General features: G+C 60.7%; 18 protein-coding genes. 11 read left to right on the top strand and 7 right to left on the bottom strand.

Annotation, left to right across the window (positions count from 1 at the left end):
• Positions 1-69: 69 nt before the first annotated feature.
• Complete coding sequence (locus tag AC07VO_RS00345) at positions 70-996, top strand: bifunctional 5,10-methylenetetrahydrofolate dehydrogenase/5,10-methenyltetrahydrofolate cyclohydrolase (protein WP_018929003.1); 927 nt, start codon at positions 70-72, stop codon at positions 994-996.
• 58 nt (positions 997-1,054) lie between these two features.
• On the opposite strand, the gene AC07VO_RS00340 is transcribed toward AC07VO_RS00345, so the two are convergent.
• Positions 1,055-1,573 carry an SgcJ/EcaC family oxidoreductase gene (locus AC07VO_RS00340; RefSeq protein WP_018929002.1) on the bottom strand — a complete coding sequence of 173 codons (519 nt, stop codon included), beginning with the start codon at positions 1,571-1,573 and terminating at the stop codon, positions 1,055-1,057.
• 172 nt (positions 1,574-1,745) lie between these two features.
• On the opposite strand from AC07VO_RS00340, the gene AC07VO_RS00335 reads away from it, so the two are divergent.
• Genes AC07VO_RS00335 through AC07VO_RS00320 form a run of 4 tightly spaced genes read left to right on the top strand, consistent with a single transcriptional unit; the run spans position 1,746 to position 6,362 of the window.
• Positions 1,746-2,930, top strand: coding sequence for a sensor histidine kinase (locus tag AC07VO_RS00335; protein WP_192350367.1), 1,185 nt, complete (start codon positions 1,746-1,748; stop codon positions 2,928-2,930).
• Positions 2,927-3,577, top strand: a complete 651-nt coding sequence (locus tag AC07VO_RS00330; protein ID WP_192350365.1) for a response regulator — start codon at positions 2,927-2,929, stop codon at positions 3,575-3,577. The genes AC07VO_RS00335 and AC07VO_RS00330 overlap by 4 nt, the downstream gene beginning before the upstream one ends.
• Positions 3,574-5,901 carry an ATP-binding protein gene (locus tag AC07VO_RS00325; RefSeq protein ID WP_192350363.1) on the top strand — a complete coding sequence of 776 codons (2,328 nt, stop codon included), beginning with the start codon at positions 3,574-3,576 and terminating at the stop codon, positions 5,899-5,901. The genes AC07VO_RS00330 and AC07VO_RS00325 overlap by 4 nt, the downstream gene beginning before the upstream one ends.
• Positions 5,898-6,362, top strand: coding sequence for a response regulator (locus AC07VO_RS00320; protein WP_018928998.1), 465 nt, complete (start codon positions 5,898-5,900; stop codon positions 6,360-6,362). Before AC07VO_RS00325 ends, AC07VO_RS00320 begins: the two co-directional genes overlap by 4 nt.
• On the opposite strand, the gene AC07VO_RS00315 is transcribed toward AC07VO_RS00320, so the two are convergent.
• On the bottom strand, positions 6,339-7,259 hold the full coding sequence (locus AC07VO_RS00315) for an alpha/beta fold hydrolase (protein WP_192350360.1): 921 nt from the start codon (positions 7,257-7,259) through the stop codon (positions 6,339-6,341). The two genes, AC07VO_RS00320 and AC07VO_RS00315, sit on opposite strands and share 24 nt — an antisense overlap.
• 285 nt (positions 7,260-7,544) lie before the next feature.
• Here AC07VO_RS00315 and AC07VO_RS00310 point away from each other — a divergent pair, with 285 nt between their 5' ends.
• Positions 7,545-8,225 carry a glutathione S-transferase family protein gene (locus AC07VO_RS00310; RefSeq protein ID WP_192350358.1) on the top strand — a complete coding sequence of 227 codons (681 nt, stop codon included), beginning with the start codon at positions 7,545-7,547 and terminating at the stop codon, positions 8,223-8,225.
• A gap of 119 nt (positions 8,226-8,344) precedes the next feature.
• Here AC07VO_RS00310 and AC07VO_RS00305 read toward each other — a convergent pair whose 3' ends face one another.
• The 3 genes from AC07VO_RS00305 to AC07VO_RS00295 all read right to left on the bottom strand — a co-directional run bounded on the left by AC07VO_RS00305 (position 8,345) and on the right by AC07VO_RS00295 (position 10,383).
• The gene (locus tag AC07VO_RS00305) at positions 8,345-8,674 is read right to left on the bottom strand and encodes a hypothetical protein (protein WP_018928995.1); all 330 of its coding nucleotides are present in this window, start codon (positions 8,672-8,674) and stop codon (positions 8,345-8,347) included.
• A 75-nt stretch (positions 8,675-8,749) separates the two neighbouring features.
• Complete coding sequence (locus tag AC07VO_RS00300; protein WP_310391917.1) at positions 8,750-9,430, bottom strand: phosphoribosyltransferase; 681 nt, start codon at positions 9,428-9,430, stop codon at positions 8,750-8,752.
• Between the two features lie 65 nt (positions 9,431-9,495).
• On the bottom strand, positions 9,496-10,383 hold the full coding sequence (locus AC07VO_RS00295) for a universal stress protein (RefSeq protein WP_018928993.1): 888 nt from the start codon (positions 10,381-10,383) through the stop codon (positions 9,496-9,498).
• Positions 10,384-10,642: 259 nt separating this feature from the next.
• Between AC07VO_RS00295 and AC07VO_RS00290 the strand changes: the two genes are divergently transcribed.
• Positions 10,643-11,866, top strand: a complete 1,224-nt coding sequence (locus AC07VO_RS00290; RefSeq protein ID WP_019651636.1) for a DUF3422 domain-containing protein — start codon at positions 10,643-10,645, stop codon at positions 11,864-11,866.
• A gap of 18 nt (positions 11,867-11,884) precedes the next feature.
• Here AC07VO_RS00290 and cobF read toward each other — a convergent pair whose 3' ends face one another.
• Both cobF and AC07VO_RS00280 read right to left on the bottom strand, forming a co-directional pair.
• Entirely contained in the window at positions 11,885-12,640 is a 756-nt protein-coding gene (gene cobF / locus AC07VO_RS00285) for a precorrin-6A synthase (deacetylating) (RefSeq protein WP_192350355.1), read from the bottom strand.
• Positions 12,640-13,212, bottom strand: a complete 573-nt coding sequence (locus AC07VO_RS00280; protein WP_086945593.1) for a histidine phosphatase family protein — start codon at positions 13,210-13,212, stop codon at positions 12,640-12,642. Before AC07VO_RS00280 ends, cobF begins: the two co-directional genes overlap by 1 nt.
• A gap of 514 nt (positions 13,213-13,726) precedes the next feature.
• Between AC07VO_RS00280 and AC07VO_RS00275 the strand changes: the two genes are divergently transcribed.
• The 4 genes from AC07VO_RS00275 to AC07VO_RS00260 are packed head-to-tail and all read left to right on the top strand — an operon-like array spanning position 13,727 to position 17,292.
• On the top strand, positions 13,727-14,581 hold the full coding sequence (locus AC07VO_RS00275) for a MurR/RpiR family transcriptional regulator (protein ID WP_018928989.1): 855 nt from the start codon (positions 13,727-13,729) through the stop codon (positions 14,579-14,581).
• A 2-nt stretch (positions 14,582-14,583) separates the two neighbouring features.
• A complete protein-coding gene (locus tag AC07VO_RS00270) occupies positions 14,584-15,228 on the top strand; it encodes a cysteine hydrolase family protein (RefSeq protein WP_192350353.1) in 645 nt (214 codons plus the stop codon).
• Positions 15,225-16,556: a type I glutamate--ammonia ligase gene (locus tag AC07VO_RS00265; protein WP_192350351.1), complete on the top strand. Its 1,332-nt coding sequence runs from the start codon at positions 15,225-15,227 to the stop codon at positions 16,554-16,556. Before AC07VO_RS00270 ends, AC07VO_RS00265 begins: the two co-directional genes overlap by 4 nt.
• Positions 16,540-17,292 (top strand): N-formylglutamate amidohydrolase, encoded by a 753-nt coding sequence (locus AC07VO_RS00260; RefSeq protein ID WP_192350348.1) that lies wholly within the window; start codon positions 16,540-16,542, stop codon positions 17,290-17,292. Before AC07VO_RS00265 ends, AC07VO_RS00260 begins: the two co-directional genes overlap by 17 nt.
• The last annotated feature ends 1 nt before the right edge of the window (position 17,293 follow it).

Raw genomic sequence — 17,293 nt, 5'->3', positions numbered from 1 at the left:
GATCATCGGCGCGTGAAGACGCCGCGATGATCACTTCACCCCCATTCAATCAAGACAACGGTGACTCTCTTGATCAGCAGCACCCCCACATTTGCCCGCGATATCGACGGCAAAGCCATTTCTGCCAAGGTTCTCGACGAGGTCCGGGAAGAGGTTCTGGCCCTGGCTGGCCAACAGATCTACCCCGCCCTGGCGGTCTTGTTGGTCGGCGACGACCCGGCCAGCCATGTGTATGTGCGCAATAAACTGCTGCGCGCCAAGGAAGTCGGTATCCGCTCCCTGGAATACCGCCTGCCGGAAACCGCCAGCCAGGCCCAGGTCCTGGAACTGATTGCACAACTCAATGCCGATCCCACGGTGAACGGCATCCTGGTGCAACTGCCCTTGCCGGCCCCTATCGATGAGCAGGCAGTGATTCATGCCATCGACCCGATCAAGGACGTGGACGGTTTTCACCGGGAAAACGTTGGCGGGCTGGTGCAAGGCATCGAAGTGCTGACTCCGTGCACGCCCAGCGGCTGCATGCGCCTGTTGCACGAAACCTGCGGTGATGACTTGAGTGGTTTGCACGCGGTGGTCATCGGCCGGTCGAACATCGTCGGAAAACCGATGGCGACCTTGCTGCTGCAGGCCAATTGTTCGGTCAGCGTGGTGCACTCGCGCAGCGTCGATGCCCCGGCTTTGTGCCGGTTGGCGGATATCGTGGTCGCGGCGGTGGGCCGGCCAGCGTTGATCGATGCCAGTTGGCTCAAGCCCGGCGCGGTGGTGATCGATGTCGGCATCAACCGCATCACCAGCGAGTTCGGCAACCGTCTGGTGGGCGATGTCGACTACGCCAGCGCCCGCACCGTCGCCAGCGCGATCACCCCGGTTCCCGGTGGCGTCGGGCCGATGACCATTGCCTATCTGTTGAAGAACACCTTGATCGCCAGCCGCTTGCAACGCGCGGCACAGGCTCGCGGGCAGCAGCCCGAAGACGACCTGGCGTTAAACTGAGCACAATGCAAACGGCCCACCTGAGTGTGGGCCGTGTCGGTTTTGCACATCCTCTTGTTTATTTCCCCGCGTGCAACACCTGCGTTTGCGGCATCGCCGAAGAGTGGTGGTTGAGAATCTTCCACTGACCGCCCACCTGCTCATAAACGAAGGTGTAGCGTGCCTGCACCTGACGGGTCTTGCCATCGGCTTCGGTCAACGTAAAGGTGTAGACGCCACTGTCCATGGCCACGTTGGCGCCCAATGGGCGGATCTCACGGAAGTTGATCAGCCCTACCGGCTTGAGCGCCATGAAGTGATCGAAGTAGTCCTTGATCTGTGCCGGCGTGGTGCGCACCTGATTGGATACCGTCGGTTGCAGCACCGCGTTCGGCGCATACAGGTCGACCACGCTCTGAACATTGCCGCTCTTCAACGCGCTGTTCCAATGGTCAAACAGGGCGGCGATTTCACGATCCTTCGCATTGGTCGGTTGCTGCGCCACGCTGCTGTAAACGTATGGCACCGCTTCCAACGCCTGAGCCAACGGGGCGGTCAGGGCGAATAACAGGGCTATGGTCGAGATCTTGAATTTCATTGCGCTATTCCAATGATGGTCGATGGGCACACTGTGCCGCCCGGAACGCGGCCCGCCATCGGCCAACCGGAGCCATTCGCCTATGCCATTCGGCAGATAGCGCCCTGCCCTGCTAACAAGGTTTAATGACGCCCCTGCCCGAACGGGCGTGCCCGCGCCGGAACCTGCCCCCATGCAAAACCCTGATCATGACCCCGGTAGCGCCCTGGCCATTCGCACTCAATATCGGCAGTCGCAAAGTCGCGCCGCGCGGCTGCGGCTGCTGGTGGATACCGGCCAGGAGCTGACCCAACTGGCTCCTGAGGCCATGCGCCAACGGGTGCTGCAACGGGCCTGCGCCTTCCTGGCGATGGACCATGCGCTACTGCTGGAATGGGACATGGATGCGCAGGTCCGGACCACCGCCAGTCACGGCAGCCGTGATCGTTTGCGCAGCCTCGAGCACCTCGCCGACACCGCAATGTGCGCACCGCAATGGCAGGAACAGCCGAGCGCGGATCTGCCCAATGTGTTGCGGGTGCCTTTACGCGGTGGCGATGGTGCCGCCTTCGGTGCGTTGGTGCTGGCCAACAGCGTCAGCATCAGCGCACCGGACACCGAAGACCTCGAATCCCTGCAACTGCTCGCCACCCTGCTCGCCGCGCACCTGGAAAACCAGCGCTTGCTCGACGCATTGGTGGCCCGCGAGCGCACCATGTCCGATCTGGTCCACAGACTGTTCCGGGCACAGGAAGACGAACGCAAACGCATGGCCTACGACCTGCACGACGGCCTGGCACAAACCCTCGCCGGGCTGCATCAACGCCTGCAAGGTTTTGCCGGCCGCTGCCCGCCATTGCCCGACGAACTCAGTGCGGACTTACAGACGATTCTTCAACTGGCCCAGCATTGCGTCGGTGAAGGCCGGCAATTGATCCGTGGCCTGCGTCCGACGGTGCTCGACGACTTTGGCTTGCTGAAAGCGGTCGACAAAGAGGCCGATCGCCTGCGCGAGGCCGGGATCAAAGTGAACTGGAGTGCACGTTGCGAAGCACGTTTGCCCAGCCAGGTGGAGATCGCCCTGTTCAGGATCGCCCAGGAAGGCATCAACAATATTCTCAAACATGCGCAGGCCAGCCACGTCGTGCTGGCGCTGCAACTGCATGACGGACACGCCTCGCTGCGGGTGGACGATAACGGCCAGGGTTTTGCCATGGAACAACCCCTCGATACCTGCGGCGCCCGGCACCTGGGGCTTGCCGCGATGCAGGAACGCGCGAGCCTGCTGGGCGGCGAGTTCACCTGCATCAGCCATGCGCACGGCGGAACGCAACTGCGCGCCACCGTCCCCTCCGGCCTGAATGGAACCCCTCAATGACTGACGTTATACGACTGGTGGTCGCGGACGACCATGAAGTCACGCGCACCGGCTTCGTCTCGTTGCTCGCCGGCCTGACGCAATTCGAAGTGGTCGGCCAGGCGTGCAATGGCCAGCAAGCACTGGACTTATGTGAACGTCTTTTGCCCGACATCGTCATCCTCGACATCCGCATGCCGGTGCTCAACGGGCTGGGCGCCGCACGCCTGCTTCAAGAGCGCCTGCCGAGCCTGAAAGTGATGATGTTCACCATGGACGACAGCCCCGATCACCTTGAAGCCGCCATGAACGCCGGCGCCGTGGGCTATCTGCTCAAGGATGCCAGCCGCCACGAAGTGATCGACGCCTTGCAACGTGTCGCTGACGGCGAGCAGGCCCTCAACAGTTCAGTCAGCGCGCAGTTGCTGCGCCGCCTGACCGAGCGCAACGCCAGCGGCGCCGTTCCCGTAACCCTGACCCCACGGGAACGCCAGGTGCTGGGGCTGGTGGCCAGCGGCATGAGCAACCGTGAAATCGGTGCAAAACTCGGCATCACCACCGGCACGGCCAAAGCCCATGTGGAACGGGTCATCGGCAAACTCGGCGCCGCCGACCGCACCCAGGCCGCTGTGCGTGGTATTGCGCTGGGTCTGGTGACCCAGTCATGAAAGCGTCAAGCGCCCGCCGCTGGGCCGATCTGCCGTTACGCGGCAAAGCCCTCGTGGTGATTTCCCTGCCGTTGGTGATTCTGTTGCTCTCGCTGGTGCTGATCTACACCACCGAACGGCAGACCGCGCGCGCGGAAGAAGACGTGCGCCGCGTGTTGCTGGTGCAAGGCGATATTCAGGCGGTGCACACCCTGCTCGCCGAGGCCGCCGCCAGCGTGCGCGGCTATCTGCTGACCCATCGCGAGGATTTCCTGCCAGGTTACCGGCAAGCCAAGCCCTTGATCGAATCGGCCCTGCAGCGGCTCGACCGCAACGTTCGCGATCAGCGAGTGCGTAAACATCTGGAGGCGATCACGCCGCTGATCGACACCAAGGTCGAAGGTCTGGTTGAACTGCTCGATGATCGCAACGCAACCCCAGAGTCGATCACCACGATCCTGATCAACAACAAACATGTCCTCGACGAATTACGCGAACGCATCAGCGCCATGCGCACGCTTGAGGACACCCTGCTGGCCGAGCGCACCGCAGCGGCGGCCTCCACTCGACAGCGCCTGTTGTTCTCCACCTTGCTGGCCGCTGTTTGCGGGTTGTTCGGCGCCATTGTCGCGGTGCTGTTTCTGTCCAAAGGCATCGTCGCCCGGGTGCAGCAGGTTCAGCGTAACGCCCAACGGCTGGCACTCGGTCAGCCGTTATTGCCGCAACCGCCGGAGAACGATGAGATCGGTCAATTGGGCACGCGCCTGGTCGAGGCCGGGCTGTTACTGGCCGAACGCGAACGAGCCTTGCGCGACAACGAAGAACGCTTGCGGCTGATCATCGACGGGGTGAAGGACTACGGTATCTTCGCCCTCGACACACGCGGCTTCGTCACCAGTTGGAATGCCGGCGCCGAACGGATCAAGGGCTACACCGAACAGGAGATCGTCGGCCAGCATTTCTCGGTGTTTTATCTGCCGCAAGAATGTCCGCAGCATCCCGACATGGCGCTGCGCGAGGCCACACGCAATGGTCATTACATGGAGGAGGCCTGGCGTTGCCGCAAGGATGGCAGCCGCTTCTGGGCCAGTGTGGTGATTACCGCCCAGTACGACAGCAGTGGCGCCCTGCGCGGGTTCTCCAAGATCACCCGCGACATCACCGATCGCCGTGTTGCCGAGATCGCGCTAAGTACTGCGCGGGAAGAAGCGGAACGCGCCAGCCGCGCCAAAAGTGAGTTTCTGTCGCGCATGAGCCACGAACTGCGTACTCCGCTCAACTCGATTCTCGGCTTCGCGCAACTGCTGGATATGGATTCGCCCAAAGGGCAGCGGGCGCAGATCGGTCACATCCTGCGGGCTGGGCAACACCTGCTGACCCTGATCAACGAAGTGCTGGACATCGCCAAGATCGAGGCCGGGCGCCTGCCACTCAACGTTGAAGCCGTGCCCTTGGCGGTGGTGCTGCAAGAAGCCCTGACGCTGGTGTCGCCCATGGCCTGCGACGCCGGCATTCAACTGGTGGAACTGCCGATGCTGGCCGCCGACAGCGGGATCGTCGCCGATCGGCAACGGCTGGTTCAGGTGCTGCTGAACCTGTTGTCCAACGCGATCAAATACAACCGGCCCCAGGGTCAGGTGCACATTGAGGTCAGGGTTCATCAACAACGAATTTCAGTATCGGTCTGCGATACCGGCAAGGGCATTGCGGCTGATCGACAGGACCAACTGTTCAAACCGTTCGAGCGCCTGGAGACCGACCCGAACGTGGAAGGCACGGGCCTCGGCCTGGCGTTGAGCAAGAGTCTTCTGGAAATGATGAACGGCAGCCTGACCGTCAAAAGCCAACCCGGCAACGGCTCCAGTTTCACCCTGGAGCTACCCTTCGAGCGATTGCCGTCAACCACTGAGCCACCAGCGGCACTGATCAGCCCGCCAACCGCAACGCCCGCCCTCGCCGCCCCCGATTACCAGGGCAAAGTGCTGTGCATCGAAGACAATCTGTCGAGCCTGGCCCTGATCGAAACCCTGCTGCAGCGACGGCCACACATCCAGTTGCTCTCAAGCATGCAGGGGCAAATGGGCCTGGACCTGGCCCGGCAACATGCGCCGCAGCTGATTTTGCTGGATGTGGCGCTGCCGGATCTTGATGGTTTCAACGTTCTGCAGCGCTTGCGTCTGTCCTCCAGCACCCGCGCCACGCCCGTGCTGATGATCACCGCCGATGCCAGCGACCTCACTCACCAGGCCTTGCTGGAAGCAGGAGCGACCGCGGTGCTGACCAAGCCGATTCATATTCCTTCATTCCTCGCCCATCTTGACCAGCACCTACCGGAGCCCGTGTGAACACCGACCTGCGCATTCTGATCATCGACGACCAACGACCCAACCTCGATTTGATGGAGCAGTTGCTGGTCCGCGAAGGCCTGACCAATGTACTGAGCAGCACCCAACCGCTGCGAACCCTGGACCTGTTCAACAGCTTCGAGCCGGATCTGGTCATTCTCGATCTGCACATGCCGGAGTTCGACGGCTTTGCCGTGCTCGAACAGCTCAACCGGCGCATTCCGGCCGGCGAATACCTGCCGATCCTCGTGCTCACCGCCGACGCCACCCGCGATACCCGCCTGCGCGCGCTGGCCCTGGGCGCCAAGGACTTCATCAGCAAGCCATTGGACGCCCTGGAAACCATGCTGCGGGTCTGGAACCTGCTAGAGACCCGCGCACTGTATAAAGCCCTGCGCACGCTGGTCCCTGCGGATCAAATCGAGTTGCTGCGTCAGTTAAGGCCGCAGCCAGTTAGCTGATTGCAGGGGCGGAATCACTGACGATTTGCCGCTGAAAGCCGGATTGCGTGGCTGGCTTGGCGTCTTCACGACTGGCGGCTGCAGAAAGCCCAGCAAGGCTCGCTGCGTGTCATGCCAGGCCGTGGGGTGTTCCATGTCGAGGAAATGCCCGGTGTTCTCGATGGTCTGAAACTGCGCCTTGGGGGTATGCGCCGCAAACAGACGGGCGTCTTCCACCGAGGTGTACTCGTCCCATTCACCGTTGATAAACAGCAGCGGGACTTCGATGGCATCGGCACAAGACACGTAGCAGTGAGTGTCCTGGGTCAACACCTCATTGACGTGAAAATGCATCTGCCGGTATTCGTGTTCGTCCAGGCTGCTGACATGGCGCTCATTGAAACGCTTGAACAGCGACGGCAGGTGTTTGCCGATCGTGCTGTTGATCAAACGCCCGACGTTGCGTCGATCGCAGGCATGGAGAAAGTGCCGCCCGCTCTCCAGATACTCACGCATCGGTGTGTTGATCCGCGCGGCGAATGAACTGATCACCGCCTTTTCGATCCGGCGGGGCCGCTGGGCCAGCGCTACTAAGGTCGCCGCGCCACCCCAGGAAAAGGACAGCACATGCTGGGCGCGAAAGTGCTCGATCAACTCCAGCAGTATTTCGGCCTCGTCTTCCTTGCGGATCGGTTGGTCATGCCGGTTGTGTTGTTTCGATTGACCGGCGTAGGGCTGATCGTAGAGGACCACATTGAAGCGTGGCCGCAGGTAACGCACCGTTTGCGCAAAGGATGCGGTCGTTGCCAGCGAGCCATTGACCAGAATGATCGTCTTGTCAGCAGCGGCGTTGAGATAGTGCTCGGTATAAACCTTGTACTTTTTACCAATCTCGACGATGGCAGTTTTCGGCATCATTTCATTCTATTCCTTGAACAAATTGGACCAGACACACAGCGTGGTCGACTGTCCGGCTTCCTCCGGACAAGCCTGACAGCACAAACCAGCGACAACGGTACAAGGGCGCTGAGATGAACGCCATGACCAATGAGTCACAACCCGACCAGCGGTTTCCAGTTAAGCAGGAATTCTCCCGTGTGCAAGCTCACAAGCTCGAAAGCATCTGCCCAGACGCTTCGCCGGCATCAGCCTATGCTTGTTGATTGCCCCACCCTTTTCATCTGCCCTACAAGGAGTTGAAAAATGTCGCTAACGCTTTACTACCATCCGCTGTCGTCGTACTGCCACAAAGTGCTCATCGCGCTCTACGAAAACGGCATCGAGTTCGACAGAAGAATCATCGATCTCACGGACGCCGCCGACCGCGCAGAGCTTCAGGCATTGTGGCCCATCGGAAAATTCCCGGTACTTCGCGATCATGCTCGTCAACGTAATCTGCCGGAGTCCAGCGTCATCATCGAGTACCTGGATCGCCTGTATCCAGGTGAACAGCGCCTGGTTCCGGACGATTGGGAGACCGCGTTGGAGGTGCGCTTATGGGACCGATTTTTCGACAATTATCTACAAACGCCGGTCCAGCAGATTGTCAGTGATCGGATACACGCGACCAACGGTGATTTGACCAGGGAACGGGCCACGCTTGCGACGGCGTACAGCATGCTCGAGCGCCGGATGGCGTCCAGAATCTGGGTGGCCAGCCCGGATTTCAGCCTGGCCGATTGTGCCGCCGCCCCGGCGCTGTTCTATGCCTGCACACTGGTGCCGTTCCCCGACGACTACCAGCATTTGAGCGCCTATTTCGACCGGTTGATCCAGCGACCGTCATTCCTGCGGGTGATCGACGAAGCCAGGCCCTGGTTTTCGTTCTATCCGTTTGCGGATCGCCTTGCACAACGGTTTCGTGAGGCGCCGGATAATGCATGACCAGTCATTGGCCGCAATGCGATCTGTAGACAACCCGGCGTTTGCGATGTTGCTGGAGGGGATTCGCAAGGCTGTGCGGGAGGGATGGGGTCGTAGGAACGGCCCCTGCGACCGGCGGTTTACCGTTGCGCCAACTCATGCCGGATGCATTGCTCGTAATACGTTTGCTTGATGCCGGCAGGCTTGAGACGCGAAGGGCTGTTATAGGTTTGCTCCGTGATGCCCATGGCCGTCATGCGCATCCACGGCCGGGGAAACTTGCGCGATTGCAGCTTCTTGCGTGCTCCGTAAAGCGTAAGCCCGGAAAGTTTCGAGGCTTGCGCGCCCTCGGCTATTTCCGAGCCCCAGCTGCATACATAGCGAGAGTTCTTGCTCAGTTCCTTTGCCTGGGCTCCAAACGAAATAGCCACCAGGACAAACGTTGCAGTCATCCATACCAAAGTCCGCATATCGCCAATGCCTAACCTGCTGAAAAGAAAGCAAGTTTGACAACGAACCGAAGATCGGGGGGCCAGCAGTTTGCCTCATTTCATCATTGATTCTCTCTGCCAGGCCCGATGTAAAAGATCAATGACCTCCTCATCCGACGTCTGAGTGAAGTCCGTGTACCAATAGCCGATTGATACCAGCCAATCGGGGGTGAGCGGGCAAATCAGCTCGTCCACTTCGTCACGCAGCGCCTCTGCCGTTTCCATGGGGGCCACCGGCACGGCAACGACGATGCGTGATGGTGCTTGCAGGCGCACGGCCTGTATCGCGGCCATCATCGTGGCCCCTGTCGCCAGACCGTCGTCGATCAGAATCACCACTTGATCCTTGAGTGCCAAAGGCTCGCGGGATGCCCGGAATAGCTGCTCGCGACGCAACATTTCCTGCGTTTCCTTCGCCACCACAGCGTCGAGCGTACGCTGGTCGATGCCATTAGCCCGCAGCGCATCGTCATTGACGATTTGAATGCCACCGCTGGCGATAGCGCCCATGGCGAATTCCTGGTGGGACGGCACGCCCAGCTTGCGGACCAGCATCAGGTCCAGGCGAACCTCCAGGGCCGTGGCCACTTCATAGGCGACCGGCACGCCGCCACGGGGCAAGGCGAGGACGATGACATCGGCTCTTTTGGCGTATTTAAGCAGCGACTCCACCAGGCTTCGGCCGGCATCAACCCGGTCATGCAAGATGGTTTGCAATGAAGGACTGTGATTCATCTGAAAACCTCCCTGGGGCGGGAACCCCGAAACGGGCAAGTCAATTTCGCCAAGGATGCTTGCGACTACACCGCCAGAACGCTGCAAGGCACCTGGTACAGAATATGTTCGGTCGTGCTGCCGAGCAGTTTCTCCAGGCTGCCGTATTGCGTTCTACCCATCACGATCACATCTATCTGGTGTTCGTGGGCGAACTCACTCAGCGCCGACACCGGATGCCCTGTGATGAAATGCCGGCATTCAGCGGGCACGCCGAACCGGGCGGCCAACTTGAGGAATGAGGTTTCCAGGTCCTTGCGCAATTCCCGGGTAAGCTCCGATAGCGTCAGGCCACCGCCCAGATCCGCCAGAAAAGCAGCCGGAATGTCACACGCGTACAGCAGATGCAACTCGGCATTGCATTGCAGCGCAAGGGCAGACGCCTGCAGGATGATCCGGTCATTGAGTTCGCTGTTCGAAGGCTCGGTATCGCCAACATCAACCGCGGCCACCACCTTCTGCGGCAAGGCATGGCTTTCGGCGCCCACCAGATAGACCGGCACCGGACAATGGCGCAACAAACGCCAGTCCAGCGGCGTAAAGAACGCGCGCTTGAGCACTGGCTCATGCTGGACTTGCTTGATCAACAGATCGGGTTGCATTTCCGTGACGTGATCAAGGATGTCCTGGCGCATGTTGTCGGCCCAGGCGACCTCGGTTGTCACCTCGATCCCCCTGCCCTGCATTTTTTCCGCCTGTTCCTTGAGCCAGTCGCGGTGTTCCTGCAGGTAGTTCGCCCGAGCCACTTTCCGGTCGCCCTCTTCGAGCAACGACAGAATGTCCAACGAGGGGATCAGCGCCGCAATATGCAAACTCGCCCCGCTGGCCTTGGCCACGGCAGCGGCATGGTTGAGCGCGGGAGACTGGCGCAGGAGCGGGTTGATGATCAGTAATAACCGTTGATACTGGCTCATGATCTGACTCCGGACAGCGATGGCGTTTTCGCCAGGTCAGCAACCCGGCTTCAGCCCAGACTCCCTCCTTAAAGTCTCTTGGGCCTTGATTTATATCAATCCCCTGTGGGCGTCATTGAAGGTGCCCACTTGGGAAAGAATAGTTCACAACGGTGTTGTGGAAATGCCCACCGGATGGTCGATGGCTCGGGTTTGTTTGTGACTCAAGAATCGGTCACCCAGTCCCAAGAACAAACAACTCCAACATGGCCTCGACAGCATGCACCCGCAAAGACTGACCCTGCACAATGAGTTGCACGCGCGCCCTTCGCTGTATTTCGACGAGCCCGCCCACGTGTTTCATTTGGCGTTTCTGGCTAATGACGGGCAATGCGACACCCTGCTGAGTCGCTGCTGCCCCGGCCCCGTCGACCCGGATGCGGCCCAGGGCATCACCAGGCTGGAAGGGCATGCCTTGAAGTGGGAGCGGCACGCTGAGTTCCTGACGCTGACACTGGTGGTGCCTTCTTCCAGTCAGGAGCCTGACTGGAGCCAGCCCCCCAAGACCTTGATGGACCGCGTCGAACCCTTCATGCAGCACGTGATCAACGCCGTGCAGATTGTGGTGCGCAACGATGCGTCGTTTTCCGGCGATCTGTCGGCTTATGGATTCAAAGACCCTTGCGGCTCATGCATCGGCGGTGGCGATGCGACGGTCTGGAGCGATTTTCGCCTGAGCGAGGACGGCACTAACCGTTTCCTGTTCGTCAACAAGCGCCTGAATGCCTATCGCCAAGGCCGGATGATCCGCCGCCTGCTGGAAATCGAAACCTACCGCATGATGGCGTCGCTTTCCCTTACCACCGCGAAAACCTTGAGCGCTCAGCTCAACGTCTTCGATAAGACATTGGTCAACCTTTCGGAACGTAACGCCGGCCCCGATACCGGCAATGCGAAAGCGTTGTTGACTGATATCGCCAGTTTATCGGCGCAAGTGGTCAGCAGCACCGCGAAAACTAGACACCGCTTCAGCGCCACCCAAGCGTATGCCCAGCTGGTTTTCGAGCGTTTGGGCGAACTCAGGGAAACTCACGTGGGCGATTGCCAGCGACTCGGGATCTTCATCGAAAGACGCTTCAAACCTACCGTCAGGTACTGTGACGTCACCGAACAGCGCCTGGAGCAGCTGGCCAAAAGCGTGGCCAACCTCGGGGATCTGCTGCAGGCGCGGGTGCAGGTTGAAATGGAAGAACAGAACTCGGAAATCCTGAGCAGCCTGAACGCTCGCGCCGATACCCAAATCAAAATCCAGCGTGCGGTCGAAGGCTTGTCGATTATCGCCATCACCTATTATTTGCTGAGCCTGTTCAAGCTGTTCTACTCGGGCCTGCACACCCTGGGCGCGGACATTTCCGCGCGGGACGCCATGCTGGCCATGACCCCGCTCGCGCTGTGCATCCTGCTGTTTATTTTGATCAGGATCAGAAAGGCCAAAGAACACTGATCAATCGGTTGGCGGCGTTCAAGGCTTGCGTAACAGGTAGGTATCCATGATCCACCCGTTGGCCAACCGCGCCGCCTTGCGCACCCGCTCAATTTCATCGGCCACGTCTTTGAGCTTGCCGCTGATCAGGATTTCATCCGGCGTCCCCAGATAGGCCCCCCAGTAAATGTCTGTCTCCTGATCAGCCACGTGATGGTAGGCATCTTGCGCATCCAGCATTACCACCAGGCTGTCGGCATCGCTTACCTGGCCGGCCGCCAGCCGTCGGCCGGTGGTGATTTCAATCGAGCGGCCGATGCTGTTCAGCGGCACCTTATGTTGCGCCGCCAGCGCCTGCACGCTGGTGATGCCAGGGATCACCTCGAATTCGAACAGACAACGACCAGACGCCAGAATCGCCTGCAGGATCCGAATGGTGCTGTCATACAACGCCGGATCGCCCCACACCAGAAAACCGGCGCACTGGTCGTCGGTCATTTCCTCATTGATCAACCGCTCGAACGTCTGCTGCTTGGCACGGTTCAGGTCTTCGACGCTGGCGTTGTAGTCCACATCCCCGCGCTCACGCTCCGGGCTGTGGGCTTCAACGAAGCGGTAGTCGTGATCGGTGATGTAGCGCTCGCAGAGCTCGCGGCGCAGGTCGATCAGTTTGTCTTTGCTCTGGCCTTTGTCCATGAGGAAAAACACGTCGACCCGGTTCAGCGCTTTCACCGCCTGCATCGTGATGTAGTCGGGATTGCCCGCGCCGACACCGATAACCAGAAGTCTTTTCATCACAGCACTCCTTCAGGGTCCATGCCCGTCAAGCGTAACCGCCAGCGACCGTTGAACCGCAACTCGACGGCCGACAACGGTTCGACATCGATCTGGTTGAACCCGGTGCCCTGCAACACCTGCATCAGCGCGGCGCGAATGACAAACGGATGGGTGATGGCAACGATATGCCCCGGCGTCGCCTCAAGGGCTTTCATCCACGCGGCCACTCGCTCACCGAGCTGCGCCACTGACTCTCCACCGTGGGGCGCCGACGTCGGGTCGCTGAGCCAGGCCTGGAGCGTCTCGGGTTCGGATGTTTGCAAATCGTCGATCGACGTGCCCTTCCAGCGTCCGAAATCGCAATCCCCCAATGCCGTGACAATCTCCACGTTGTCGCCAAACAGCTCAGCGGTTTGCCGGGTCCGCCGTTCAGGGCCGCAGAGTAAACGGGGGGCTCGCTTGAACAGACGACAGCGCGAGCCCTTCGCCGATTGCCAATCCATTTCCACGGGTTCATTCGTAGGAAAACGCGCCAGTTTCTGTGCGACGGTTCGAGCGTGACAAATCAGGGTCAAGCGGGTTGCCTGCACGAAGGTTCTCTCTGTCGATGGGATGAAAGATGGCACGATGCCGCGAACAATCGGTTCATTGTGCCGCAAGAAACGCACTCTAGGCGCCTTCCTTGTAGCAGCTGCCGAGCCTGCGAGGCTGCGTTCGGCCGCGTAGCGGTCGTAAAATCAGGCACTGTGATCCGTCAGGCACACTGTGCACTCAGGGTTTACGACTGCTTCGCAGCCGAACGCAGCCTCGCGGGCTCGACAGCTGCTACCAGCGAACGCAACCTCGCGAGCTCGGCAGCTGCTACGGCGTGGGCTCACAACGCCCATTTTATTCCTGAGCTGGGTCGATATCTCACACCTCTATGGGCGATGTCCTACAAAGCCTGTCGACATCCACTCAGCCCCGCACGCACGGGGGTTTTGCCCCATTTTAGTGCTTTCAAAATCCGCACAAAAATTAACTAGACATGTAGCGCACGTTACATAAATACTAATTTAGCGTTTTATGAAATGAAACCGACATACCCATCCAGCAGGAGCCCGGATGCCCCCTCTCAGAGACCTGATCACCGAGCCCGGCCTGGACTTCACGCCGTCGGAACGCAAAGTCATACGTGCCTTGCTGGACCAGTACCCGCGTAACGGACTGGGCCCGATGTCACGCTTGGCCGAACATGCCGGTGTCAGCGATCCGACCATCGTGCGGCTGGTAAAAAAGCTGGGTTTCAGCGGTTACGCCGATTTTCAGGAAGCCTTGCTCAGTGACATGGATCACCGCCTGCGCTCCCCCAGCACCCTGTTGCAGCCCCGCGCCCAACTCAAGAAAGATGACCCCTGGAGTCATTATCTGGCAGACAGCCATCGGGCACTGGTAGAAACCCAGGCGCTGACCCAGCCCGAAGATGTGCGGATTCTGGTGGAGTGGCTGCTCGACACCCGCCACCAGGTCCACTGCTTTGGCGGTCGCTTCAGCAGTTTCCTCGCCAACTATTTGCTCAATCACCTGCGCCTGTTGCGGCCCGGCTGTTTCGCCCTGGAAGACAACGCCCAATTACCGGACCGGTTGTTTGACGTACAGCGTCAGGACGTATTGCTGGTGTTCGACTATCGCCGCTATCAGTCCCAGGCCCTGCGGGTCGCCAATGCCGCGAAGAGCCGACATGCGCGCGTCGTGTTGTTCACCGACATCTACGCATCACCGCTGCGGGAAATAGCCGACCTGATCATCAGCGCACCGGTGGAATCGGCGTCGGCCTTCGACTCGATAGTGCCGGCGCTGGCCCAGGTTGAAGCACTGATTGCCTGCCTGACCCTGCGCAGCCCCGATCTGGCCGATCGCCTGGAAGGCATCGATGCCCTGCGAGCCGACTTCGACACTCACCTGCTGGAGGATAAATAAGGATGTTCATGCTCCCCCACCATTCGCCCCGGGACTTGCCGTTTGCCGCCGACCACACCGCGCTGTTGCTGGTGGACATGCAACGTGCCTGGCTCGAACCGCAGTTCGACCCACACCTCAACGAACCGGATGCCGACTACTTCCTGACCCGCGCCCGCACGCAGGTGGTGCCCAATCAACGCAGGCTGCTCGATGCCTTTCGCAGCGCCCGGCAAAACGTGTTGCACACACTCATCGAAAGCCTCACCGCCGATGGCCGCGACCGTTCGCTGGACCACAAACTCTCGGACATGCACCTGCCCAAGGGCAGCCCGCAAGCGCAAATCATCGAAGAGCTGACGCCGACCGAAAACGAAATCGTGCTGCCCAAGACCTCTTCCGGGGTGTTCAACTCCACCAGCATTGACTACGTGCTGCGCAACCTTGAAACCCGCCACCTGATCATCGCCGGCATCGTCACCGACCAATGCGTCGACATGGCCGTGCGCGACGCCGCCGACCGCGGGTATCTGGTAACGCTGGTCGAAGATGCCTGCGCCACCTACACCGAACAGCGGCATCACGCCTGCCTGAACGCCATCAAGGGCTACTGCTGGATCACCGACACCCAGACTGTGCTTGGCCGGTTGCAGGAGATCCAGCCATGAGCGAACGCCTGTCACCCCTGCCCATGACCACCATTGTCACCACCGACCTGATCGGCGTGACACGCGGCCGTTCCTTCCCCACCGACGAACTCGATGCCTATCAAGTGGCCGGTTGCGGCTGGGTGCCGGCCAATAGCGCCCTGACCCCGCAAGACATCATCGCCTCCAGCAACCCTTGGGGCGCTTATGGGGATTTACGGCTGATTCCCGACTTGAGCAGCCGGGTGACCGTCAACAACGGCCCGGATGCCGACGCCCCGGCGCTGGACTTCATTCACGGCGACATTCGCGAAACCGATGGCCGTCCGTGGGGCGCCTGCCCTCGTACGCTGTTGCGCAACGAAGTGGAGCGCTATCGCGACGAGTTGGGTTTGCAGATCAACGCCGCGTTCGAACACGAATTCAACCTCGACAGCGGCGCGGCGGAGCACCTGGCGTTCTCTCTGGAAGCCCAGCGCCAAGGCGCCGAATTCGGCGGCTGGCTGCTCAGTGCACTGCGAGCCGGCGGCGTCGAACCGGAAATGTTCCTGCCGGAATACGGCAAGCACCAATACGAAATCACCTGCCGCCCGGCCCTTGGTGTCGCCGCCGCCGACCGCGCGGTGAACGTGCGCGAGATCACCCGTGAGATTGCCCGGCAAATGGGCCTCAGCCTGAGTTTCGCCCCCAAGACGGCCGAGCATGCCGTGTGCAACGGCGTGCATTTGCACGTGAGCCTGCAAGACATGGCCGGCCAACCGATGATGTATGACGCCGGCACCGCCAACGGCCTGTCGTCCCTCGGCCAGCATTGGGCCGCCGGCGTTCTGCATTACTTGCCGGCTCTCTGTGCGTTCACCGCCCCAACGCCGGTTTCCTATGAACGCTTGCAGCCCCACCACTGGAGCGCTTCCTACGCCTGCCTCGGCCAACGCAACCGCGAAGCGGCGCTGCGGATTTGCCCGACCGTCAGCCTGGGCGGCAAATCCGTGGCGATGCAGTACAACCTGGAATTTCGCGCCATGGACGCCACCGCCTCACCGCACCTGGCCATGGCTGCATTGCTGATCGCCGGGCGCCTGGGTATCGAGCAGCGCCTGGCGTTGAACGCCATCACCGATGAAATCCCTGACTCCCTGAACGAAGAGCAACGCCATGCCCGCGGCATCGTCGCCCTGCCCGCGTCGCTGTCCCGGGCACTGGATTGCCTGCGCAACAGCGAGGCGCTGATCGAAGCCCTGCCGAGCGCGTTACTGGACACCTACTTCGCCCTGAAAACCGAGGAACTGACGCTGACGGAACAGCTCTCGCCCGCCGACCTCTGTGAGCACTATGCGCGCCTGTACTGAATCCGCCGAACTGGGCCTCTACACCCGGCCTGCCTACACCCTGAGCCGGGAAGCTTCCGAGCACCCGCTGATTCTGGTGTGTGAACACGCCAGTCGTTTTATCCCGGACGGGTTAAACGACCTGGGCCTGAGCGAGGAGGCCGCCCGCGAACACATCGCCTGGGACATCGGCGCCCTGGCGCTGGCCGAGGGTTTGGCCGAAGCACTGGGCGCGACCCTGTTGGCGGCCAACTATTCGCGGCTGTTGATCGACCTCAACCGCCCGCGCCACGCGCCGGACAGCATTCCGTTGCAGAGCGAGATTTATCAGGTGCCGGGCAATCGCGATCTGGATGAGGCCACCCGTGAATACCGCCGGCACTGCCTGTTCAAACCGTTTCATGCACGCCTGCAAACCTTGATCGACGCCCGTGTGGAGCAAAATAAACCGGTTCGAGTGGTGGGGATTCACAGTTTCACGCCGATATATTACGGCCAGCCGCGATCGCTGGAAGTCGGCGTGTTGTACGGCCAGGCCACGGAGTACGCCCAGCGAATGATCGACGGCCTGAGCCGGCACCCATTGAAAGTCGCCGGTAATCAGCCATACAAAGTCGATCCGCTGGGTGACATGACCGTACCGGTTCACGGCGATGCACGCGGGCTGGACTCGGTGCTGATCGAGGTGCGCAACGACCTGCTGCGCACCCCCGAGGACGTCAGTCGCTGGACCGACTATCTGGCACCGCTGCTATAGC

The sequence above is a fragment of the Pseudomonas sp. GW821-FHT03E01 genome (assembly GCF_059420765.1).
The sequence above is the reverse complement of the archived record's forward strand: the minus strand, read 5'-3'. Positions and strand labels throughout refer to the sequence as shown.